This is a genomic window from Alteromonas lipotrueae (assembly GCF_019249255.1).
Lineage (GTDB): Bacteria > Pseudomonadota > Gammaproteobacteria > Enterobacterales > Alteromonadaceae > Alteromonas > Alteromonas lipotrueae.
The window spans coordinates 131961-154029 of the sequence record NZ_JAESDJ010000005.1; the positions used below are offsets into that span (position 1 = coordinate 131961).

19 protein-coding genes are annotated in these 22069 nt (G+C 43.6%); 12 read left to right on the plus strand and 7 right to left on the minus strand.

Annotation, left to right across the window (positions count from 1 at the left end; genetic code table 11):
- The first annotated feature begins 158 nt into the window (after positions 1 to 158).
- From KYS23_RS09095 to KYS23_RS09110, 4 genes are all read left to right on the plus strand, one after another.
- Positions 159 to 1298 (plus strand): FAD-dependent oxidoreductase, encoded by a 1140-nt coding sequence (locus KYS23_RS09095; protein WP_218396665.1) that lies wholly within the window; start codon positions 159 to 161, stop codon positions 1296 to 1298.
- Positions 1299 to 1419: 121 nt separating this feature from the next.
- The gene (locus KYS23_RS09100) at positions 1420 to 2475 is read left to right on the plus strand and encodes an MBL fold metallo-hydrolase (protein WP_159531741.1); all 1056 of its coding nucleotides are present in this window, start codon (positions 1420 to 1422) and stop codon (positions 2473 to 2475) included.
- Between the two features lie 100 nt (positions 2476 to 2575).
- On the plus strand, positions 2576 to 3757 hold the full coding sequence (tsgA, locus tag KYS23_RS09105; RefSeq protein WP_218396666.1) for an MFS transporter TsgA: 1182 nt from the start codon (positions 2576 to 2578) through the stop codon (positions 3755 to 3757).
- A gap of 10 nt (positions 3758 to 3767) precedes the next feature.
- A complete protein-coding gene (locus KYS23_RS09110) occupies positions 3768 to 4733 on the plus strand; it encodes a nucleoside hydrolase (protein WP_218418440.1) in 966 nt (321 codons plus the stop codon).
- A 20-nt stretch (positions 4734 to 4753) separates the two neighbouring features.
- On the opposite strand, the gene KYS23_RS09115 is transcribed toward KYS23_RS09110, so the two are convergent.
- On the minus strand, positions 4754 to 6175 hold the full coding sequence (locus tag KYS23_RS09115) for an 8-oxoguanine deaminase (protein WP_220100280.1): 1422 nt from the start codon (positions 6173 to 6175) through the stop codon (positions 4754 to 4756).
- Positions 6176 to 6441: 266 nt separating this feature from the next.
- Between KYS23_RS09115 and KYS23_RS09120 the strand changes: the two genes are divergently transcribed.
- Positions 6442 to 7374 (plus strand): DHH family phosphoesterase, encoded by a 933-nt coding sequence (locus KYS23_RS09120; RefSeq protein ID WP_159531735.1) that lies wholly within the window; start codon positions 6442 to 6444, stop codon positions 7372 to 7374.
- A gap of 187 nt (positions 7375 to 7561) precedes the next feature.
- Positions 7562 to 8233: a nitroreductase gene (locus KYS23_RS09125; RefSeq protein WP_159531733.1), complete on the plus strand. Its 672-nt coding sequence runs from the start codon at positions 7562 to 7564 to the stop codon at positions 8231 to 8233.
- Between the two features lie 86 nt (positions 8234 to 8319).
- On the opposite strand, the gene KYS23_RS09130 is transcribed toward KYS23_RS09125, so the two are convergent.
- The 4 genes from KYS23_RS09130 to KYS23_RS09145 all read right to left on the minus strand — a co-directional run bounded on the left by KYS23_RS09130 (position 8320) and on the right by KYS23_RS09145 (position 13118).
- Positions 8320 to 8787, minus strand: coding sequence for a CreA family protein (locus KYS23_RS09130; protein WP_159531731.1), 468 nt, complete (start codon positions 8785 to 8787; stop codon positions 8320 to 8322).
- 126 nt (positions 8788 to 8913) lie between these two features.
- Entirely contained in the window at positions 8914 to 10767 is a 1854-nt protein-coding gene (locus KYS23_RS09135) for an FAD/NAD(P)-binding protein (protein WP_218418441.1), read from the minus strand.
- 285 nt (positions 10768 to 11052) lie between these two features.
- A complete protein-coding gene (locus KYS23_RS09140) occupies positions 11053 to 12396 on the minus strand; it encodes a sensor histidine kinase (protein WP_159531727.1) in 1344 nt (447 codons plus the stop codon).
- 8 nt (positions 12397 to 12404) lie between these two features.
- Positions 12405 to 13118: a response regulator transcription factor gene (locus KYS23_RS09145; protein WP_218396670.1), complete on the minus strand. Its 714-nt coding sequence runs from the start codon at positions 13116 to 13118 to the stop codon at positions 12405 to 12407.
- Positions 13119 to 13286: 168 nt separating this feature from the next.
- Here KYS23_RS09145 and KYS23_RS09150 point away from each other — a divergent pair, with 168 nt between their 5' ends.
- Positions 13287 to 13757: a Spy/CpxP family protein refolding chaperone gene (locus KYS23_RS09150; RefSeq protein WP_159531723.1), complete on the plus strand. Its 471-nt coding sequence runs from the start codon at positions 13287 to 13289 to the stop codon at positions 13755 to 13757.
- A 119-nt stretch (positions 13758 to 13876) separates the two neighbouring features.
- On the opposite strand, the gene KYS23_RS09155 is transcribed toward KYS23_RS09150, so the two are convergent.
- Entirely contained in the window at positions 13877 to 17023 is a 3147-nt protein-coding gene (locus tag KYS23_RS09155; protein ID WP_159531721.1) for a ligand-binding sensor domain-containing diguanylate cyclase, read from the minus strand.
- Positions 17024 to 17415: 392 nt separating this feature from the next.
- Between KYS23_RS09155 and KYS23_RS09160 the strand changes: the two genes are divergently transcribed.
- Positions 17416 to 17961, plus strand: coding sequence for a superoxide dismutase family protein (locus tag KYS23_RS09160; protein WP_159531709.1), 546 nt, complete (start codon positions 17416 to 17418; stop codon positions 17959 to 17961).
- 174 nt (positions 17962 to 18135) lie between these two features.
- Positions 18136 to 18639 carry a thioredoxin family protein gene (locus KYS23_RS09165; protein ID WP_218418442.1) on the plus strand — a complete coding sequence of 168 codons (504 nt, stop codon included), beginning with the start codon at positions 18136 to 18138 and terminating at the stop codon, positions 18637 to 18639.
- A gap of 228 nt (positions 18640 to 18867) precedes the next feature.
- On the opposite strand, the gene KYS23_RS09170 is transcribed toward KYS23_RS09165, so the two are convergent.
- Positions 18868 to 19299, minus strand: coding sequence for an OsmC family protein (locus KYS23_RS09170; protein ID WP_159531705.1), 432 nt, complete (start codon positions 19297 to 19299; stop codon positions 18868 to 18870).
- 314 nt (positions 19300 to 19613) lie between these two features.
- On the opposite strand from KYS23_RS09170, the gene msrA reads away from it, so the two are divergent.
- The 3 genes from msrA (at position 19614) to mobA (ending at position 22008) form a co-directional block, all read left to right on the plus strand.
- The gene (msrA, locus tag KYS23_RS09175) at positions 19614 to 20207 is read left to right on the plus strand and encodes a peptide-methionine (S)-S-oxide reductase MsrA (RefSeq protein WP_159531703.1); all 594 of its coding nucleotides are present in this window, start codon (positions 19614 to 19616) and stop codon (positions 20205 to 20207) included.
- Positions 20208 to 20395: 188 nt separating this feature from the next.
- Positions 20396 to 21184 carry a substrate-binding periplasmic protein gene (locus tag KYS23_RS09180; protein ID WP_159531701.1) on the plus strand — a complete coding sequence of 263 codons (789 nt, stop codon included), beginning with the start codon at positions 20396 to 20398 and terminating at the stop codon, positions 21182 to 21184.
- Positions 21185 to 21399: 215 nt separating this feature from the next.
- Positions 21400 to 22008, plus strand: coding sequence for a molybdenum cofactor guanylyltransferase (gene mobA, locus KYS23_RS09185; RefSeq protein WP_159531699.1), 609 nt, complete (start codon positions 21400 to 21402; stop codon positions 22006 to 22008).
- The last annotated feature ends 61 nt before the right edge of the window (positions 22009 to 22069 follow it).

Genomic DNA, 22069 nt, shown 5'->3' on the forward strand with positions numbered 1-22069 from the left:
TTTCAGCGGTTTCACATTAGCCTTTTCTACTTCATTTTTTTCCATTTTAAATCAATGCCCTTGGCAAGTGTTTTGCTTTCTTTCGTTTTAATTTGCAATATAAACCGAGTGTCTTGCAGTAAAGTCGGATATAACCAAAAACACATTGAGGAATGGGCATGGTGAACAACAAACTCAAACGCCGAGAGTTTATACAAGGTATTGGCGCAGGAACGTTAGCAGCATCACTTGCAGCGTGCGCTACATCAGCAACTAAAACCTCAACAAACCACGTGTTTCAGCGCCCATTTTCTCGTAGGCCCATGGTGGCGCCTAAAATTTCTGCCAATAATATCGTTACCGAAATAGTGGGGCATCGTCCTTATAGACCTGAAGGCTTTGTGGTAAAAAGCGAAGCATTCGGGAATAAAACATTGGTGCACAATTACGGGCATGGTGGTGGGGGGATTTCCCTATCATGGGGCTCTTCGGCACTGGCAGTGAATGAAGTTGCTAATTTTGAAACTAAAGAAGCAGCTATTATCGGTAGCGGGGTGATGGGGTTAACCACAGCCCGTTTGCTGCAAGAAGCGGGTTGGAAGGTGACTTTGTACACTAAATCTATGCCGCGCTTTACTACTTCACAAGTAGCAGGTGGAGAATGGGGGCCATATAGTGTGCACGACCCATTAATATCTAGCAGCACGTTTAAAACCCAATTGCAGCAAGCAGCAAAAATAGCACACAGCACCTTTGCGAAGATGGTGGGGAAGGACTACGGCATTCAATGGAAAGAGTTATATACCGCCGGAAACACAAAGCCTGATAGTGAAGGGCTTTTTCGGCGATACTACCCTTATACACAAGTGTATGGGCCTGAGCAGCACCCATTTCCAACCGATTACTGCATTTCATCTGCCACTATGCTGGTGGAAACCACCACCTTTTTAAGGCGCTTAGTAACTGATATTCGATTATCGGGTGGTGAGTTTGTGATACGTGAATTTACCAGCCAAGACGATATACACTCATTAGCTGAGCCAATTGTATTCAACTGCACAGGTTTAGGCTCAAGAGCGTTGTTTAACGATGAAGGTATTATGCCAGCTAAAGGACAGTTGGTGTTGTTACCGCCAGACCCCGCCGTCGATTACCTTACGGTAGGTGGCGGTTCTGACGTTTTGTATATGTTCTCTAGAAACGACTATATGATATTAGGCGGAACCTTTAAACTGAACGATTGGACTACCGAACCCGATCCTATCGAGACGGCAAGGATCATCAGCGAAAGCCAAGCTTTCTTCTCTTCTATTACTTAACAATAACCGTTAGCAAGCGCGTATGCGAGACTTGATATAGAGAATTGATATCGAGAAGATAAACAGAAATATGCTGTTTAAAATGACTCGCTAAAATTAAACATCTAAATTTGGAAAATACGTGAAATTCATAAGTACTTTACTGCTTATTTTGATAGTAAGTGGCTGTCAGGCTCATCAAAACGCGCAAGAACACAGTCAAAAACAAAAGCAAGCTCAGCAAGACATTCAATCATCAATAAATACTATTTCACCGGCTTTTGAACTTATTACCTTAGGTGACACGGGCGGTATTGAAGATGGAAACCTAAGTTCGTTTTTATTGCGCAGCGTAGAAGATGAGAACTTTATTAGCTTAGACGCAGGCTCTTTAGTGAACGGCATTAACGTGGCGCTTGAAAACAAAGCTTTTGATAGCTTAACTACCACACCAGACCCTTCGTTAAACCCAAACGGTAATATTCTGCATCATCATGTTAAAGCTTACTTACTTAGCCATGGTCACCTCGATCACGTCGTTGGACTTTTAATTGCATCCCCTGATGACAGCAGTAAGCCTATTTATGCGCTTTCGTCGGTAAATCAAACCATGAGCGATACTTATTTTAACTGGCAGGCATGGGCCAATTTCACCAACCGTGGTATCGCGCCAATGTTAAATAAGTACGAGGTTATCGACTTAACGCCTCAGAAAACGGTAGAAATTAAAGACACAGCACTTAGCGTTACGGCGTTTAGTTTAAGCCATCCATTAGAGTCCACCGCATTTGTGATTGAGCATAATAACGATATGTTTGTGTATTTTGGTGATACCGGGCCTGATGAAGTAGAAAAGCAAGGAAAGCTAGATGCAGTGTGGCGTTATCTCGCAAAGCAAATGCAGCATAAAACCCTTCGCGGTATTTCCATTGAAGTCTCGTTCGACAACACACGGCCTGATAATCTGTTATTTGGCCACCTTACGCCTAAATGGTTGATGCAAGAACTCACAACGTTTCATGCATTGGTAGAAGACAAAGAACAACTTAGCAATATGAAGGTTATCATCAGCCACATAAAATACAGCTTAAAGCGAGGCACAGATCCGCGAGCAGTTATTGCACAGGAATTAGAAAGTGCTAATGCACTAGGCTTTAACTTTATATTAGCGAAACAAGGGCAAGTGCTAGCGTTATAAAATGATTTTTTGACTAAATGGTCAATATTTTTATGGAGAGCATTGTTGTTTCAGTTCTAACTCGGTATAAAAGAGTATTACTAGCACCTAGGTCTAAGAATTGAATCGACTTTTACTTACCGCAATAGGGTTCATTAGCTACATGATAATGTCGGGTTTACTCACCCAAATTGGCGTTATTTTGAATGCGGTATCGTCTTCGCTAAATGCCACGCCAGCGGCAACCGTCGGCGTGTTTTCATGGCTAACTGGTGGCGCACTGTGCGGTACATTCGCATCACTATTCTTGTACGCTCGCCATTCGCTAAAGCAAGTACTTATAGCTAATTACACGCTATTTTTGGCGATCATGCTGGTATTGGTCGTCGTGGCGCCTACTTCCTATTGGCCGCTTGCAATAGTGCTTTGGGGGCTTGGTGTAGGCTGTGGTTGTGGGCTTGCTGGTGGGGCAGTCATTTTATCCAAGATTTATCATGAAGCAAAAAGAGCTTCGGCATTTTTAGCCACCGACTGCGCGTTCAGTGCTGCGGGGTTTATCTTTCCTTCTTTAGCTGCCGTAATCATTGCCGCGCAAGTAGATTGGGTTTATAGCTTTGGGGTTGTGGGGGCGTTGGCACTAGTACTTTGGGCAACCTTATTTTTTGTTCGCTTTCCTGCCACTGAGGCAGACGATACTAACGCGGCATCGGCATTGTCACAATTTAAACGGGTATTAACCCCTAGGGTGTGTTTAATTGCCGTGGGCGTTTGTACTTATTTAATGGCCCAAACTACTTTTCTTACTTGGTCTCCAAATTACTTACAACACACGTTCGGGGTAAGCGAAAAAATATCGGCGCAGGCCGTTGGGAATTATTGGGGTATGTCTATTTTCGGATTAATTACCGCAGCTATTTTTGTGAATAAAATTCCGCAGCGCTCGTTATTGATGTTGGTAACCGTGTTAGCAAGCCTGATCACTTTCACATTTATGTTAGCTTCCTCTGCGGAGTGGTTTCTCTTAACCAGTTACCTATTTGGGTTAACCACTACCTGCATATATAAAATTGCGATATCTGTTGGTTCTCAGCAGCTAACTTCAGCGCCCGCTGTGCTCGTCACCTTTTTATTATTCAGTGGCAACGTAGGCAGTACAATTGCACCCATGTTATCTGGTTGGGTGGTGCAGCTATTTGGCGTACAAAGCGCGATTATTATGACATGGGTTGGCTACACCTTTGTGGCGCTTGTGTTTGGTTTTTGTTTATTTTTGGAAAAACGTGAGCTGCGTGCCCACGCGTAAGGAATTAAAAATGGAAAAGATTATTTTTGATACCGATCCAGGTATTGATGACGCTATGGCGATTTTGTTTGCACAGGCAAGCGCCGATATTGATTTGGTGGCCATTACTACAGGCTTCGGTAATGCGAATATCGACACCGCCACGCGTAATGCCTTGTACCTTAAAAAGCGCTTTAATTTAAGCGCAGATGTGGCCCGTGGTGCAAAAGAACCATTAGTCATTCCGGTAGACGAGCCTGCCGATTTTGTACATGGCGATAACGGCTTGGGCAGCGTCGATATTGATGAAACCGACTTACCAAGTGAAGTGTCACTTGCCGCTCACGATTATATTATCGAGAAGGTGAAAGCAAACCCCGGTGAAATCACGTTAGTAGCCGTTGGCCGTATGACTAACTTAGCGCTGGCACTTCGAAAATGTCCTGAGATTATTAATTTAGTGAAGCGTGTGGTGATCATGGGCGGTGCATTTGGTTACCATGGTAATACAGGAAACGTGAGCCCCTTTGCTGAAGCCAATATTATTGGCGACCCTCATGCCGCCGACGAAGTCCTTACCGCTGACTGGTCGGTAACCGCAGTGGGGCTTGATGTCACTAAAAAGGTGATAATGAGTAACGACTACTTAGCAAGCCTTGCTGAGTGTTCGCCTAAATATGGGTCTTTCATTTATGATATCACTCGCTTTTATGCCAATTTCCATCAAGAAACAGACCAAGTTGATGGCATATACGTGCACGATTCATCAGCGATTATGCAGGTGATTGCGCCACAATTGTTTGAAACGGTAGAGGGGCCAATTCGTGTGATCACAGAAGGGCCTGCCATAGGTCATACTATGCAAAAAACGGTAGCAAAGCGTTTCCCTATCGACGAGTGGGCCAATTATCCTGCGCAATCGGTTTGTTCAGATGTGGATGTAGATGCCTATTTGGCCAAGTATAAAGATATACTTAGCCAAGCGGCTTTTGACTAACGGGTTGCTAAGTTACTAAATTAACTGACAAGTTTCGCCGCCACTGCACGGTGGCGCGCCATTAGCGTTTGGGTATCTAACCCAATAATTTGCCCTGCTTTTACCCGCCATTTTCCGCCAATCATTACCTGTTCGGCTTTATCTGCTCCGCATAACAATAGTGCAGATATAGGGTCGTGACTGCCACTAAAACGCAGCTCATCGAGTTTGAAAAAGGCAAGGTCGGCTTGTTTGCCCACGGCAATTTCGCCTATGTCACAGCGGCCTATAAGCGATGCAGAACCCTTAGTCGCCCAGCCTAGAATTAACTCTGGGGTGATTTTCGCTGCACCATACTTTAAGCGCTGTAAGTAAAGTGCTTGGCGGGCTTCGTACATCATATTCGATGCATCGTTAGAGGCTGAACCATCTACACCCAAGCCAATGGGGGCACCCGCTTCAATCAGTTCAAGGGTAGGGCACATGCCGGAGGCTAAGCGCATGTTTGAAACCGGACAATGCGTTATGCCTGTGCCCGCTGCGCCCAAGCGGCGAATTTCATCTTTGTTAAAATGAATACCATGAGCCAACCATGTTCTATCGCTTAACCAGCCCACACTTTCTAAGTAATCGACGGTGCGCATGCCAAACATCTTCAAACAGAAGTCTTCTTCATCTAAGGTTTCAGCGAGATGAGTATGCAAACGTACATCTTCGTCTATTGCCATTTGCGCGCTGTCGGCCATAATTTCCCTAGTAACCGAAAACGGAGAGCAGGGCGCTAGAGCTATTTGCATCCACGCGCCGTCACCACGTTCATGGTAGGTGTCTATTAGCCGTTGGCTGTCTTTTAGTATTGCATCACCACTTTGCACCGTGTGCCTAGGGGGCAGTCCACCTTCATCTTCACCCAAGCTCATGGAGCCTCGAGTAAGAAGGGCGCGCATGCCCATACGCTTTACCGAGTCTACTTGCACATCTATGGCATCTTCCATACCGGTTGGGAACAAATAGTGATGATCGGTCGTGGTAGTACATCCAGACAGCAACAATTCAGCTAACGCCACATCGCAGGCTAGCGACAACGCATCGGGGGTAAGCTTTGCCCAAACTGGGTATAAGGTTTTAAGCCATGGAAATAGCGGCTGATTGACCACAGGCGCCCATGCGCGGGTGAGGGTTTGGTAAAAGTGGTGGTGAGTATTAATAAGCCCCGGAAGCATAACCAATTGAGAGGCATCTTCTGTTGCATCGATAGGCGTTACTGGTGTTTTTCCCGCCCCTACAAGCTCAACAATTTTATTGTCTTGCACCACAATGCCGCCTACAGCATCGAGCTCGTTGCCGGTGAAAACGGCTTGCGGGTTTTTAATCCAAAGTGATTTAGATTTAGATGAAGGTTTAACTTGAGGCTTATCTTGAGGCTTATCTTGAGGCTTAAATAAGGACGACAATTCAGACATAACTTGGCTCCATAAAATAATAAAATTAAAGATGCCAGCTCAGTTATGCCCTGTCTGCTGATCCAGGGAGCGTTTGTTTTACAAGTCTTTGCTAATAAACAAAGACTATTAACGATTAACGCAATATAGGATTGTAATGCTAATGCATTTTAGGTTCGATTTAAAGCCCTTCTACGAAGGGAGGATTGTACTGTTGTGGTATTACGCTAAACTTCATTTTAGCTGTTACATTAAAAGCAGCAGCCTAATGGAGAGATGGAAACCACATGCCTGACAATAAATTTAGACTAGTTACTCGAAGCGACTTTGACGGATTAGTTTGTGCCGTTCTTTTGAAAGACTTAGGTCTCATCGATGATATTTTATTTGTGCATCCAAAAGATATGCAAGACGGTAAAATAGATATTACCGAAAGTGATATAACCACTAATCTGCCTTATGTGGCAGGCTGTCACATCGCGTTCGACCATCATCTCAGTGAAACAGTGCGAAACGCGAGTGATATTAAAAATCATGTTATCGACCCTGATGCGCCTTCTGCTGCGCGAGTGGTATACGACTATTATGGCGGCGCAGAAAAGTTTCCTAATATCTCCCTTGAAATGATGGAGGCCGTAGACAAAGGTGATGCCGCGCAGTTTTCCGAGGAAGAAATATTAGAGCCAACCGATTGGGTATTGATGAACTTCATTATGGATGCGCGTACTGGTTTAGGTCGTTTCCGTGATTTCAAAATTTCGAATTATCAGCTAATGATGAAATTGATTGATGCTTGTAAAGACAAGAGCATTGAAGACATTCTGGAAATAGAAGATGTTGCCGAGCGTGTTGCTTTGTATCACGAGCACAATGAGCTAGCGAAAGTGCAATTGGCTAAATGTGCAACTGTTCACAAGAACCTTGTTGTGCTTGATTTAACAGAAGAAGAAACCATTTACGCTACAAATCGCTTTGTTATTTATGCCATGTACTCCGACTGTAATATCTCTATTCATAAAATGTGGGGTATTAAGAAGCAAAATGTGGTTTTCGCTATTGGTAAATCAATCACGAACCGCACTTCAAACACGAACGTAGGTGAACTATGCCTTAAGTATGGAGGTGGTGGTCATTTGAACGCCGGTACGTGCCAAGTAGAAAGCAGTAGAGCGGAAGCCGTTCTAGACGAGATAATTGACACTATCACGTCTGATGGTTAATCCATACCAATAAAAGTACGCTGGGGGGGTTGTTAAAAATCATTGGTAACGCACCCTGGCTTTCCCCTCGAATACATATCTATAAAAACAAACAATCCAATATCTGGTTAGCGCTTATTGCATACCTATCTTGCTGTGTTTACTCTATTTTAACAATTGAGCGTAATGACTAAAATAGGAAGTAAGTATGAACTTTGCTGAATTTGCTGCATCACGTAAGAGCGTACGTGGTTTTACGAAACAAGCTGTTACTAAAGAAACCGTTGATGCCATAATTAACGCAGCAAAATGGGCCCCTTCGTCTTACAACACCCAAACGTGGAAAATACATGCGGTATCGGGTGACGTGCTTGATAAAATTCGTGAAGGTAATACAGAGAGAACATTAGCCGGTACGCCTTACGTGAGAGACTTCCCGTACAAGGAGGATTATGACGGCGTTCATAAACAGCGCCAGCGTGAAGTTGCCATGCAGTTATTTGATGTAATGGGTATAGCCAGAGAAGACAAAGAAAAACGTATGGACTGGATGATGCGTGGCTTTCGCCAGTTCGATGCGCCTGTATCGCTCGTATTAACTTACGATAAAGCTCTAGAGCCTGCAGGTATCACGCAATTTGGTTTAGGCTCTCTAGCTTACGGTATTGTATTAGCCGCGTGGGATTTAGGGCTTGGTTGCGTAATTAACGGTCAAGGCATAATGCAGTCTGATGTAGTGCACAAACATGCGCAAATACCAGACTCTGAGGCCATTATGATTTGTATTGCGCTAGGTTACCCTGATGAAAACTTTGCTGCTAACGAGGTAAGGTCGGTACGTGCCGACAATGAAGAGTTCGTCACGTACCACGGTTTTTAGTTCTAAATTAAACTTAAATTACGTCTCTAGCTAATCTTTGACGGCTAGCAATTGACGGGTAGCAATTGTTGGTAAGTAATCGGCGGTTAATCTTCGTTAGTAATCACACCGTAGGCCGCCGTTCCCCATAAAGGCACGGTTGATAAGCTATGTTTATAACTTCCTGATGTTTCTTTTGTAGAATACGAAAGATACATCAAGGTTTGTGACTTGGCGTCAAAAATGCGTCTCACTTTCATATTCTTAAAGAAAATACTTTTCGACTTTCTGAAAATAATATCGCCTGAATCTGACTTATCGATATCTCTGAGCATTTGCGCGGTAATTTCACCGGTTTGACGGCAAGCGATAGAGCTATCGGAAGGATCAGACACATCTAAATTCGCTTCAATGCTAGAGATGTGGCAAGTTACGCCCGTAACGATAGGGTCTTGCATGGCATCTAATTTAATATCTTTAGTGGTGAATACGCCTAACGACACATCTCCCACTTCGTTATCACTGCACGCGGCTAAGCTGGCTGCTGCGACCATCACGGCAATTATCTTTTTCATTTTTCTATCCTTTTAAAGCACGTTCTAATAGTGCGTCTACCCCTAATACGGTAATCACTTAAAAATCGATTTTTATCCCCAAATGACACAGGCACTCTAGCATAGATGGTGCATAGTTTTATTGGCTCACTTAAGCTTATTCACAACTAACTCGGCGACTTGATCGCAAAAGTCGAAACCGGAATAGTCTGGATTAAACCCACTAATATAGGGTACTGCCATAATAAAATAACGTTCATCCACGCTGCCGTTCGCTAGAAGGGGCTGAAAATCATCATTAATAGCAAAACCACCTGTTTCTAAATAGTATTCATTGTCGGAACCTTTGCATACGCTATTAGGGTTGTCTGCTAAATGCTTTTTACCTTGGTGCTTGTCTTTAAACCGTACTTTAGCGACCAATGGCTCGGCATCTGCAAACATAGATTTAAAGGGAAATTCGTCTATTGGCAGCGACTTCTGCCCAGTGCAATCGATAAAAGTTTTATATGTGTTTTCAGCAGGCTTGTTATCCTCGTCCTTAAAATGAAATTGAAAATCGCCATCGCCTTCAATTTCAAGGTGACTACTGCTATCTACAGCAACAATATCGAGTACGCCACTATCGTGCAGGGCAAGTAATTGAGAAGCGGATGATTGCGGAATGTTCGCAATCATAAGGCCAATGAGTGGTAAAAGGTGATTGCGTAGTCGTAGGGTATCTTCTGCGCTAAAATACTTAGCGGGGTGGTTCATCGTGAAGCTTAACAATGCGAGGGCTTCTTTCCATTCTAAGGTGTGCGTTTGTTTAATCGACTGCTCAGCTTGCAGGTACTCAATTTTAAATAAGGTGAAGGGCTCATACGCTTTACGAGACTCAAGCATCCATTGGCAAAACGCTTCTACATTCATGTCTTCGATTTGCTGATGAAAGTGAGGGGCGCGTTTTTTTAATGTCGCTTTGAAGTTTCGCTCAAAAATAAAGTCTAAACTTAAGAAACCATCGTTATCAGCCCTATGTTGAGCAATTTCTTGCTCGCTTAGCATGCCTTCATCAGACACTAGTGGGTCGTCTAAGTGAAAGCGAATATTCGGCAGTAAGCCCGCTAAAGAGTGCATGATCATCTTGAAATCTGGTACGTCGTCGAATAAACGATATTTTAGTTGGTTATCAGATTGATAAAACTCACCATTAGCTTCGCTTAATGTACGAATTGCATCAATAGCGGTAAGGGAACTGCCTTTAAGCGCTATTGTATGGTTATATTTTTGCTGCAACTTAGTGGGCGGGTAGGGAGAATCAAAATACCCTTTTACTTTACCTTCGTGGGTCTTGGGCCAAATATGGCCAGTGCAGATCACCACGTTATCGAATCCTGTTACCCATCCACTGTCAGTTAATATGTTAGTGCCAGTATGACTGTCGGTGTTTGTAAGCTCAGGGCTGTTTTGACGCTCATGGCTGTTATTACGCTCAAGGCTGCCTACACGCTCAGGGCTATTATTACGCTCAAGGCTACTTTCATCTGCAGTGCTGGGTTTAATGTCCAAAATGTTGCACTGAAGATGCACGTTCACGTGTATCCCTGCTGAACGGCATTTGCCAATTAGTTCACAAAATTGGGCCTGTAAATATTCCCCAAAGAGCAATCGGGGTACCACGTGTTTTTCATGTAGTTTAGTTTTTACAATTTGATATTCCGCGAGGTGCTCGGAGCTTTGTTGGCGCAGCCATTCAAGTAGTGTTTCATCAAACGGAGCCAGCTCATCAGATGAAATGTTGGTAATATGTTCCCACGACGCCCCATCTTTACTATAAGGCATGCCTTTGCCAAGGGCGGTATTTCGCTCAAAGATATCGAAGGTTAAACGAGGAGGTGCTCTGCCATTTACGCTCTCGGCATCATCAAGCTGCTTGTCAAAAAAGCGCAATACTTTTTTTAGAATAGAAAGGGCGCTGGGGCCGCCACCAATTAACGCAATCCTTGTTTTTGTCATCATTATCCTGCCCGTAATAAAGCACGCTATTTATTAGAAATATATTATCTCCACGGTGTTGTCGAGCCTATACTTCAAGCACGTAACGCAGGCTATTCACATTGGCAAACACGGGGAATAAGTTAGCTAGTCATCATAAATAAGCAGGTTATATGCCTTATTTTCAAGCTGCATTGCACTGGTTTTTTACTCGGCTGTAGGGGGCAGGTTAGACAGTACTGGTTTATATCAGGATTGAATCTGGTTCAACGTTCTATATCGAATAGTTGGCGGATTATACGCGGTGGATTACTGATTTATCGGCAACGCAATTGCAACGCTTAAGCCACCATCGGCAGGGCGAGTCATTTGTAATCTTCCACCATGTTTTTCAATGGCTTTTTTCGCAATGCTCAGCCCTAGTCCGAACCCTGATGTATGCATTTGGTTGCCTGCACGGTAGAAAGGTTGAAGCAACTTTTCTATTTCATCACTATCAACGCCAGGGCCATGGTCGCGCACGGTAATTACAGCCATGTTATTCTGCTTTTCCGTGCTCACCTCAACCAATTCACCGCGAGATGAATATTTGCAGGCATTGCCGATAATATTTTCCAGTGCTTGATGAAGGGCTTCTGCATAACCTGAAATTGTTACATTTGGCTCGCAGTTAAGGGTTAGAGGAATGCCCGGGTAGTGCACTGCCATATCGTCGGCTATACGTTCGCACAGGGCATTAATATCGCAAGCTTCTGGGGTTGGCTTACCTTTTTCTAACTTTGAATAATCCAATATTTGTTGAATAAGTGCATCCATACGAACGCAATCATTATGAATTTGCTTCACATGGCGACTATCAGGCGTGTGCTGCTCTATAATGGCTGCTGATGCTTGCAAACGAGCCAGCGGCGCGCGAAGTTCATGGGAGACATCATGCAACAGTTGTTGCTGATTCGTGGCAGCTTGATGCGTTTTATTGACCATAAAGCTAATATCAGCGGCTAAGTCGCCTAGTTCATCACCACGAGTCAGAATGGCTCTAGGCAGCGTGGCAACTTCTTGTTGGTTGGCATAACGTCGACTAAACGCACCTAGGTAGTTAATAGGGCGTACGATGCCCCAACTTAATAGCGCACTGACAATGGCTGAGGCAATAAAGATAAAAACGAACTGCAGAGATTGAAACCGGTAAAGTACTTGTTTATAGATGCGAGGCGCTTCTGGCAATCGGGTTTCTACCCGGTAGGGCAGTGCAGATAGGCCATAAACTAATTTTACTGTGCGATCCCGTTGAGGCACTTTGTTCATACGATAGTGATAGATGGTTCTACCCGTGTTATCCGATATCTGCATAGCAATGAGATCGCCACGATGTCTGACATTATGGCTTATCCAATCTTTTATTTTCCCTTTAGGGACATTACCGTTTGCAAGGTCTTGCTCGTAACGCCACACAATGCGTTCGGCTTGGCTAAGTACACCATTAAAATAACGTTGGTTGTATTCATCAGAAGTGTATTTACTAATCAGTACATATCCTGTGGCAGTCATCACGAGTAGGCTAGCTAACCAGAACGTAAGGAATATTCGCCAAAACAGGCGTTTGAACCCAAACGTTTGTTTTATTGAATGCCAAACCTCTGAACGCTTCATGCTATACCTTACTGTTGTGTTGGTGGGGTAAGCATTTGATAACCCACGCCACGAACCGACTTAATCACGTCGTTTATACCTACCGCAGTCAGCTTCTGGCGTATTCGGCTTACGTGTACATCCATCGCGCGGTCGTAGGCTTCAAGTGGCCGATTAAGCACTTCTTCTGTCATTTCTTGTTTAGTAATGGTTTGTCCAACGCGTTCCATTAACAAGCTTAGCGCATTGAACTCTGCGCCAGTTAAAGGCAGAGGGGTGTTGTCTACTAACGCCGTTCTAGCGCCGCTATCAAGTACAATACCGTGAAGTTGAGCATGCACAACCGCTTGGGTTGGCGCATTGCCATTTTGGGTCCGGCGAATAATGGCGCGAATACGCGCGCCGAGTTCCCGTGGGTTACAAGGCTTCGCTAGGTAATCATCCGCCCCCATTTCTAAGCCAAGAATTCTATCTATGTCATCACCACGGCCCGTAAGCATGAGAATAGGCGTTTGCTTTTTTGCGCGAACATTACGCAGTACATCAAGGCCTGACATGCCGGGCATCATAATATCTAATACTACCGTATCGAACTCATCGCTTTGCAATAGGCGGGTAACGGCGGCATCGCCACTATTTAAGGTTTCAACTGCAAAGCCGTCGGTCTGCAGGAATTCACTGAGTAGCGCGCAGAGTTCTGCGTCGTCATCTACCAGTAAGATTTTGTATTTTTCATTTTCCATAAAATAGAGCTTAACCGTTTTATTTTGAGGGCTTTTCAACTTTACCGAACTTTACACTAGCTTAACCCTACTTATCGAATCGTTTATGCATACTTAGCTTCGTTGATGAAACAAAACGTTTCCACCATGTCATGCAGCATCATGACCAAAACAAGTAGGAATATTAAGATGAAAAAATTAATTGCCGGTGTTTTATTGAGTGCATGTATCGCCACTACTGCTTATGCAGGTGGTAAACATTCTGATGATCGTAAAGGTCCCGACTTCTTCCCCATACACAAAATGACGAAAGTGCTAGATTTAACTGACGAGCAACAAGATGCACTAAAAGCATTAAAAGCTGAACTTAAAGCGGAGCGTAAAGCAAACCGCCCAGAGAAAGGTAGTGAAGACTCGTTCAGAGCGCAATTTAAGGCACTCGATCCGTCAGACGCTAATTACGAGCAAGACCTAAATGAACTTGCAAACCTAAAAGCCGAAAAAGCGAAAGCACGTTTCCTTAAAATGGCCGATGTACGTGTCAAGGTAAGTGAAATTCTAACTGACGAACAGCTAGAAAAGTTCGAGTCGATGAAAGAAAAGCGTGGCAAGCGTGGTGAGCGCGGCGACCGTGGTGACAAGAGAGAAAGAAACAGTTAGTCGTATTATAGACTTTGTTTTTAATAAAAGCCCCCGCAGTTGGAAAGTCCAACGAGCGGGGGCTATTTTGTTGACTATTACTGTTTTATGTTCAGCAAAACTCGCCTTGGTGTTCTTTATTATTGCGAGTTACTAGGTTGTTGAACTTGCGCGTAGGTAAAAATAGATGAAGGCGCTTTGGCAACCTTTTCTAGTGCCTTTCGGTCTGTGCTTGATGGAATAGACGTTACTCCCATCCATGTGTTGCGGCGATTATTTTTCGCGCCATAAAGCGCGGTATCTGCAAACCCTATTGTGGTTTGCCAATCAAAAATATTGTAGTGCTGCTGAGAAAGCGGGTATGCAGCATAGCCAATTGAACAGGTGACGTGTTTGCGTGTTTCTTCTGTAATTTGGAAAGTAGTCGAACCCACAATATCCACCGCTCGCTCTGCCAACACGCAAGCTTCTTCTCTAGGCGTGTTATGGACGACGACTAAAAACTCTTCACCACCCCAGCGAATAAGGTAATCAGTCTCACGAAATATATGCTTTAAGCGTTTTTGTGTTTCAATTAGAACCTTGTCACCAGCCTGATGACCATAAGTATCGTTAATGTTTTTAAAGTGGTCTAAATCGACAACGAAGAATAATATATCGTAGTCGTTATTGGGAACAGTGTACGTTTGATCGCAGTTATCGTAATAACGCTGCACTAGGGCAATATCGCGCTCAATATGTTGTGTTAGATAGCGCCTGTTGTGCAACCCAGTCAGCGGGTCAGTCAAGCTGGCCTCTTTGAGCGCGGCGGCTTGTTCACTGAGTTGCTTATTGGCTGTCAATAACTCAGCGGTTCTTGCGTTCACGAGTTTTTCTAAAAATGCTTGACGGTGTCTGTGGTGTTTTACCCCTAGTAAATGGCCTATGTACACAGCGACACATAAAAATAAAATAGCGGCAAATTTTGCTAGCGGGGTTTGATACCACGCTGGCAAAACAACTAACTGTCGATGCAATGCGTTTTTTTCCCACGTGATCCCATCGTAAGAGTACTCAATTTGCAAAGTATAGTCGCCAGGTTGTGGCATAGTAATGACGGCTAAACGTTGCTCAGCATTTGCTTGAACCCAGTTTCCATCTAATCCCAATACGCGATAGCGATAGTGAGTATGTTCAGGGGTAAGGTAATCAAGCGCCGCAAATTCGAAGGTTATTCGTTTTATCAGCGGAGGAACTGTCAAATCAGTCGCGATTAGCCCTAGCGATTCGATGCTATCGTCATGGTGAACCACAGTAACATCAGTGAGCAAAATCGGCACAGACGACTTCGAAAACGTAAAGTTAGCACTGTCAATAATGGTTAAGCCGTTGATGCCTCCAAAAACAATGTCGTTCTCATCTGTCGTTGCAGCTGCTGAATGTGCATAAGGCGCATTCACCACGCTTGGTGCAGCGACTGCGTGACTGACAACAAAAGTATGGCGATTTATTGCCGCAATGCCCTGTGTAGTACTTACCCAAATATGATCTTCGCTTTCTCCCGCGATAGCAGCAATATTATCGCCTGGTAAGCCACTAGAGCTCTCTATTTGAATCCAGTCGGCTTTGTTAGGGTTAACAAATAAACCTGCAGAGCCTGTACCAACCCAAAGGTAACCTTTATCGTCAACGAATAAGCTAGATATATATTGTTGTTTTAGAATGGGATGAGCAACGTGAGTTGTAGCCAAGTTGATAGTTCGATCCATTCGAATATCGCCTTCGACCAATCCTTGCCACGTACCAATCCATAAGCGATTCTCATCAATGGCCAATGAGGCGATACGTCTCTCGGTAATACTGTCAGCAAATTCAATTTGTTTTTCTGTAGCGTTGTGCTGCACCCATAAGCCGTCTGTGCCGCCTAGCCACAAACTCGTCCCTGTCGATAAAAAGGCAGTGGTAAATGTTGTAGGGCTACGTGCTGAAACCGCCAACGGTCGGCCTTGTTTAGTGACACGGTCAACTTTCACTGTTGCAAAGTTGCTTGACGCATATACATCACCATTTTTAGAGACATGCAAGGTTTCAACGGGGTTTTCTGAAGTTTCCCAAAGCGGTTCTGTTTTGCCGTTTACTGGTGACAGTATTTCAATACCAGCATTACCAGAACCGACGAACAGTTCGCCATGATGAGACTGTACCGAATGTACTTTTCGGTAACTCAAGCTTTTATCAATATTTGCACCACCAAATATATTGATTATTGAATGGTTATTCGCATCGAAAATATTCAGTGTGTGCCCAGCGCCAATCCACACTAGCCCCTTGCTATCGGTAAAGGTAAACCAGATATTGTCGTCAGCAAGCGAGGCTGGTTGAAGTGGATTGTGCGAAAACTGGCGGGTTTCGTGAGTCTTAATATTCACTTCTATCAACCCTTGCCCAAAAGTGCCAAGCAGCAGCAAATCAGGTTTTATTTCGCTCATTGTGAAAAGCCAAGGCAATGTCGTGCTACCAATCGCTAATTGGCGAAACGGTGCATCCACATTTTTGACGAACAAGCCTTTGTCGGCGGTGCCTACGACGAGTGAGCCTGAAGCGGTCGAAAGAATACTACTGATACGGGGTTGTTTATCACTACCAACTTCTACTAGTTGCGGAGCATGTTTTATGCCGCTACTTGCGATATCAACAAGCGGAAAATGAAATAGCCCATGTTGAGAGCCAACCCACAACTGGTGCTTGTTATCTACATGAAGAGCATGGATCCTCGCTTTATTAGGTAGTTCAAATCTCAATAGTTTTTTCGTTGCATCATTAAAAATGAACAAGGCTCTATCTGATGTAAAAGTGAAAATATTATTATTGGCAACCGAGGTGACGTTAAGGTGGAGTATCGATACATCCGAAAGTAAACTTTGTTCATAAGCAATGAGTTGAAGTTTTCCTTGGTGTAAACGGTAGAGACCTTGTTGAGTACCTACCCATACTTCGCCATTGTTTGTAGCAAAGGTGGCTTGAATTTGAGGCGATGGTGTATCGCTTTGCTTATTTTCAAATGTTACCGCTTTCAACGACTGGGAATCCCATCGCCATAACCCTTTGGAATCAACAAACCAAATAAACCCGTCTTTAGTTTCCAATACCGAAAGGATAGGGCCGTCAATGAGTGAAGTCTCGGCTAGAGGCGTGTAAAACGTAGGCTGATGAAGCGTATGCCAGCTAGTGCTAGCTAAAGCAGGGATGCAGAAAAATAATGGCAACACTGATAAAGTGCGAAACAGATTAAAAACTCTAGTTAACAAAGTAGCGTACCACGTTAATCGTTAGTATTAACCCAATGCATACTGATGCACTAAATCTCTTTTGTACTTTGAGAATAAAGCGTTGTTATTCGTGTTGCAACGAGAAACAGGCGGCAGCAGTATTAATATAGACTTCATTGAATAAGCGCTTGTCTGCGTAAAGATTACACATCACCAGTTAAATCGTTACACCTATTCAAAGGCAACGGTAACGCTTAAATTATCGAGATCCTATTAATGTTTGCTTTTCATGTGGTTATAGCGAATTAACCACTTATGGTGCAAATTATGCTGCTCTTAAAAGTAAGTTGTAATGCAAGCTCGCCTAACAATTGCACGGGTACGGGTACGGGTTTCATTAATACGAATTTTAAGCAGAGAAGGAGAACGCGATGAAAAAGCTTACGTTAACCGCTATGGTGGGTGCAATCTCACTAGCCTTAAGCGCAAATAGTTTCGCAGGCCATCATGAGGATGAAGGGAAAAAGATTATGATGAATAATCTGAAAACAGGCGAAGCTATCGGCAGCGTGATGGTAAGTAGTTACGACGATGACGGTGTGGTATTTACGCCAAAATTATCAGGGCTAACCCGAGGTATTCACGGCTTTCATATACATGAAAATGGCGACTGCTCTGCGGCGATGAAAGATGGCAAAAAGGTGCTAGGTGGTGCTGCAGGCGGGCATTTCGACCCTGAAAATACGGGTAGTCACAGTGTACCTTGGTCTGAAGAAGGTCATGAAGGTGATTTGCCAACCTTGTACGTTGATGAAAGTGGTAATGCGACTCAACCTGTGTTCGCACCAGAATTGGAGCTTGAAGACATCGAAGGGCGCGCCATTATGATTCATGCCGGTGGCGATAACTACTCTGATTCCCCAGCCAAACTTGGCGGTGGCGGCGAGCGAGTGGCTTGCGGCGTAATCGGTAAATAGATAGCCTCTAAGAGCAATATTAGTAACCAAAGCGGCAGGAATGCCGCTTTTTTTGTGTTTAAGTTCCTCACAACTATCAAAGCCGTTCAAACCTGAAAAAGGGGGAATAGCGAACTTGCGTTTTACCTCAATGCACTATTGAATACGGTAATACGCTTTTTAAGGAGATGTAAGGTGTTTACAGATAAGTTTGTGTCTACTGTGCTAAAGTCAATGTTAACTGTATTAATAGTAATAGTCTCAACCAATGCTACGAGTGCAGATGACATTTCAGATGTTGTGGGTGAAATTAGCGGTGAAGCATTGCTAGCACAGTATCCAGCCTTTATGGACGAATATAAGTCGTACCAACCTAGCGACGCTGAGATTAAAGCAGTATCTGCTTTAGAAGACGATACGCTAATCATACTATTTGGCGCATGGTGCCATGACAGTGAAAGGGAAGTGCCCCGACTATTAAAAACACTAGATGCTAGCGGGTTAGATGTACCTCAATTTACTTTATTCGCCGTTGATAGAAAAAAGAGCGACCCAGAGGGAGTGGCAGAAAAGCACGGGCTTAACTATACGCCTACCTTCATATTAATGCGCGATGGTGAAGAAATAGGGCGAGTAGTAGAACGTGCGGAAACCAGTTTAACCCAAGATTTACAGATGCTGGCGTTAGCGGCCGAGTGAAGCAGCGGATAAAGAAGTAGTTGATAAGATGGTATTGAATAAAAGAAGCAGCAGGCCTCTGTTAGCCTGCTGACTTATCCACTAATTTTTTACAATCGCCTTGTTCAAGAGCTAGCCTTAAACCTTAGTTCAATAACCTAACCTAGTCGCTAATTCAAGAACCTGGTCAAAAGACCTAAGCCAAGAGTTAAACTCAGTAGCTATTAATTAATAACATGACGAAAACTGTTACTGGTTAAGCGTGTACTCAAGGGTGATTTTCGTATCTAAAAGCTGCGAAACTGGGCAGTTATCTTTTGCTTCCTGAGCAATTTTAGCAAATTCGTCTTCGGTAATACCCTCAACGCTCGCTTCTAGGCTCAACGCTGACTGACTAATCTCATAACCATCGTCTGTCTTGTCTAAACTAATTTTAGCCGTAGTGTTTAGTTCTCCGTCATCATAGCCTGCGCTTGATAATGCAAAAGATAAGGCCATGGTGAAGCAGCTAGCATGTGCCGCCCCTATGAGTTCTTCGGGGTTGGTGCCTTTGCCATCTTCAAATCGTGTATTAAATCCGTAGGGTTGATTAGATAATGTGCCTGTTTCGGTCGAAATACTGCCTTTGCCTTGTTTGCCTAAAGGTTTGTATGCCGCACTGCCTGATTTAACTATGCTCATTTGCTATTTCCTTACGTTTTTGACCAAACTGGTTATACAGTTTGAATTTTAAAAACGTAACGATGCAAGTGCTCTGCCGTTGTCACTAATTTTCTGCAAACCTAAGCCATGCAGGCGATAGCGTTATAATGCTGATAGTAAACGCCACGAGTGTCGTAAGTTAAATGTGGTGTCATCACGTTATGGTTACAGGGATACATGAAAATTTTACGTGCAATTATAATGTCACTGAAAATGAAAGTTTCTAAGGCTTAATCCGTTCTGTATTAGTGAGCCGTATATTTTGTCTTCGATAGTTAATTTTAAGGTTAATAATGAAATCTATTTTGCCCGCATTATTATTAAGCACGTTTATCGCTGCCCCAATTGCCAATGCTGACGAGACTGTTCTGGCTGGTGGGTGTTTCTGGTGCATGGAATCTGATTTTGAAAAATTAGAGGGGGTAACCGATGTGGTCTCGGGTTTTACCGGAGGAACCGCGCCCAATCCTACCTATAACGGCAGCCATAAGGGGCATTATGAAGCGGTGAAGATAACCTATGATGAAAGCAAGGTGTCTTATCGAGAGATACTCGACCATTACTGGGTGAATATCGACCCCTTCGATGCAAGAGGGCAATTTTGTGATAAAGGCCCTAGTTATTTAAGTGCCGTGTTTGTGGCTAGTGAAGAAGAACGTGCCATCGCACAAGACACTAAAAATGCGGTAAAGGCGCAATTTCCAAATCAAACAGTGGTTACGCCTATTTTAGATTCATCGACGTTTTATCCCATTAAAGGTGACGAGATAGGTCATCAGGATTTTTATAAAAAAAGCCCAGTGCGCTACAAATTATATCGCTGGAACTGCGGCCGCGATCAGCGCTTAGAAGAGATTTGGGGTGATAAATCAACAGGTGAGTCTTAATTGGTTTCGTGCGGTGATCATTATTGAGTGCCGCTGCAGTGGACTAAAACACAGGTCTGCTTTGTGTGGCATTATCCGATTTGTATTTTTATCTCGCTATTTTTTCTTTATAGTTAATTTTAAAAGACACATAAACGTTGTTTAACATTTAATAGCGATGAAATTATCAAAACGGCTGGAAGTTGTACATGAAGAAGTACGTTGTGGTTAAGCTTATCTTGCTGTGTCTGGGATTTTCATCTTACGTTAGTGTGGCTGAAAAAAGCCAGCTACCTATGCCGAAAGATGGCGATACACTGTTAACCACAGGTTCGAGCTATTTCCCTTATGTTGATAAGAAGGCGCAAGACGGTGGCTGGTCTGTTTCCTTAGTGAAAGCTATTTTCAAGCGTATGAATACCCCCATTTATATCGATTATTTACCGTGGCAGCGCGGTTACAAATGGGCGCTTGAAGGCAAGTACCAAGGTACATTTCCCTATGTTTATACCGACGAGCGGGCTAAGTCGTTTATTTACTCTAAAAAAATTAATTCAATTCCCGTACGTATTTACACCTCGAAAGAAATGAAAGTGAATACATTAGCTGACGTTACAGGGGCTCGCCTGTGTTTGCCCTATGGTCATAGCTTAAGTAGCGAACAGTCGGCGTTTATCAAAGCTTATAAACTTTCTGTTCAACGAGCGGCCGATGCAGGAGGGTGTATTGTTCAAGTATCGAAAGGCTGGGGCGAAGTAGGCTTTACTAACGGTTATCTGCAAGGCGATTACAATTCAGCGCTATTTGAAGTGTTAGATAGTGTGAATATTATCGATATTCCTGTAGCCACTATTCCGCTTTATTACATTGTCTCTAAAGAGCTTGAAAATGCGCAAGCGCACATCGATAAATTTAATGCAGCATTAGCGTTTATTGAACAGTCCGGCGAGCGCCGCCAAATAGATGCGCGGTTTGAAGCCATAGCCAATCAAAAATAGCACTGGTTGAAATACTGCAAGCAATTAGGCGCTGTCATTGCGCTTAATCAATGTAAATGTGCTTAATAGATAACCATATTAACTGGCGTAAACCGCTAACTAAATACTGCCTCAATTATCATCAGTTGACTGAAATTTATGACTATCTCCATGCTAATAGCGTGGTAAAGTGAGTTGAGATTTTGTTAAGGGTAGTATTAGGAAAGGAAGTTGGTATGGTCATCGATGGTGTAGTGCTAGCAGGTGGGATGTCAAGCCGAATGGGGGAGGATAAAGCACTTTTGAAACGTGACGAGCGCGATATGCTTACTTACACGGCAGACTTAGTTTCCTCATTACCTATTGAGTATTTATTGATTAGCCGCAATGAAGCGATCACTGCTAATTATCTGACTAATGAGGCTGATGACTGCGCTCAGAACTATAAAGTGGTCAATGATGTTGTGGCAGATATTGGGCCTCTGGGGGGGATATACTCTGTCGCTATTCAGAGCAACGCTGACGCATTGATTATCACGCCCGTTGATTTGCCACTGTTACGAAAAGAAGATTTAGAAGCGCTTATCAACAGAGGAACTAGCGCAAAACGTCCCGTCTATTATTCCCATCATTATCTACCCTTATTTTTGCCATTAACCATAGAGATTCGTCAGTACCTGGAAGATGTTGTTAAAGGAAAAGTGCCGCAGCGTTCGGTCAATACAATGTGTACAAATTTTGGTGCAATTGAAGTAACACCTAAAAAAAATTCGCGGTTAACCAATGTGAATACGCCAGCACAGTGGAATGCCGCAAAAAAATTGCTATTACTGGCCGGAAATTAACGACATTTCAACGAACATTACTTTCTTGTTAGTGTGTTTAATCATCAGCTGGCTTATTATT

Bases quoted from the DNA above. Each gene is read 5' to 3' on its own strand.
- KYS23_RS09095 (WP_218396665.1), top strand. From the start codon at position 159: ATGGTGAACAACAAACTCAAACGCCGAGAGTTTATACAAGGTATTGGC.
- KYS23_RS09110 (WP_218418440.1), top strand. From the start codon at position 3,768: ATGGAAAAGATTATTTTTGATACCGATCCAGGTATTGATGACGCTATG.
- KYS23_RS09115 (WP_220100280.1), bottom strand. From the start codon at position 6,175: ATGTCTGAATTGTCGTCCTTATTTAAGCCTCAAGATAAGCCTCAAGAT.
- KYS23_RS09120 (WP_159531735.1), top strand. From the start codon at position 6,442: ATGCCTGACAATAAATTTAGACTAGTTACTCGAAGCGACTTTGACGGA.
- KYS23_RS09125 (WP_159531733.1), top strand. From the start codon at position 7,562: ATGAACTTTGCTGAATTTGCTGCATCACGTAAGAGCGTACGTGGTTTT.
- KYS23_RS09130 (WP_159531731.1), bottom strand. From the start codon at position 8,787: ATGAAAAAGATAATTGCCGTGATGGTCGCAGCAGCCAGCTTAGCCGCG.
- KYS23_RS09135 (WP_218418441.1), bottom strand. From the start codon at position 10,767: ATGATGACAAAAACAAGGATTGCGTTAATTGGTGGCGGCCCCAGCGCC.
- KYS23_RS09140 (WP_159531727.1), bottom strand. From the start codon at position 12,396: ATGAAGCGTTCAGAGGTTTGGCATTCAATAAAACAAACGTTTGGGTTC.
- KYS23_RS09145 (WP_218396670.1), bottom strand. From the start codon at position 13,118: ATGGAAAATGAAAAATACAAAATCTTACTGGTAGATGACGACGCAGAA.
- KYS23_RS09150 (WP_159531723.1), top strand. From the start codon at position 13,287: ATGAAAAAATTAATTGCCGGTGTTTTATTGAGTGCATGTATCGCCACT.
- KYS23_RS09160 (WP_159531709.1), top strand. From the start codon at position 17,416: ATGAAAAAGCTTACGTTAACCGCTATGGTGGGTGCAATCTCACTAGCC.
- KYS23_RS09170 (WP_159531705.1), bottom strand. From the start codon at position 19,299: ATGAGCATAGTTAAATCAGGCAGTGCGGCATACAAACCTTTAGGCAAA.
- msrA (WP_159531703.1), top strand. From the start codon at position 19,614: ATGAAATCTATTTTGCCCGCATTATTATTAAGCACGTTTATCGCTGCC.
- KYS23_RS09180 (WP_159531701.1), top strand. From the start codon at position 20,396: ATGAAGAAGTACGTTGTGGTTAAGCTTATCTTGCTGTGTCTGGGATTT.
- mobA (WP_159531699.1), top strand. From the start codon at position 21,400: ATGGTCATCGATGGTGTAGTGCTAGCAGGTGGGATGTCAAGCCGAATG.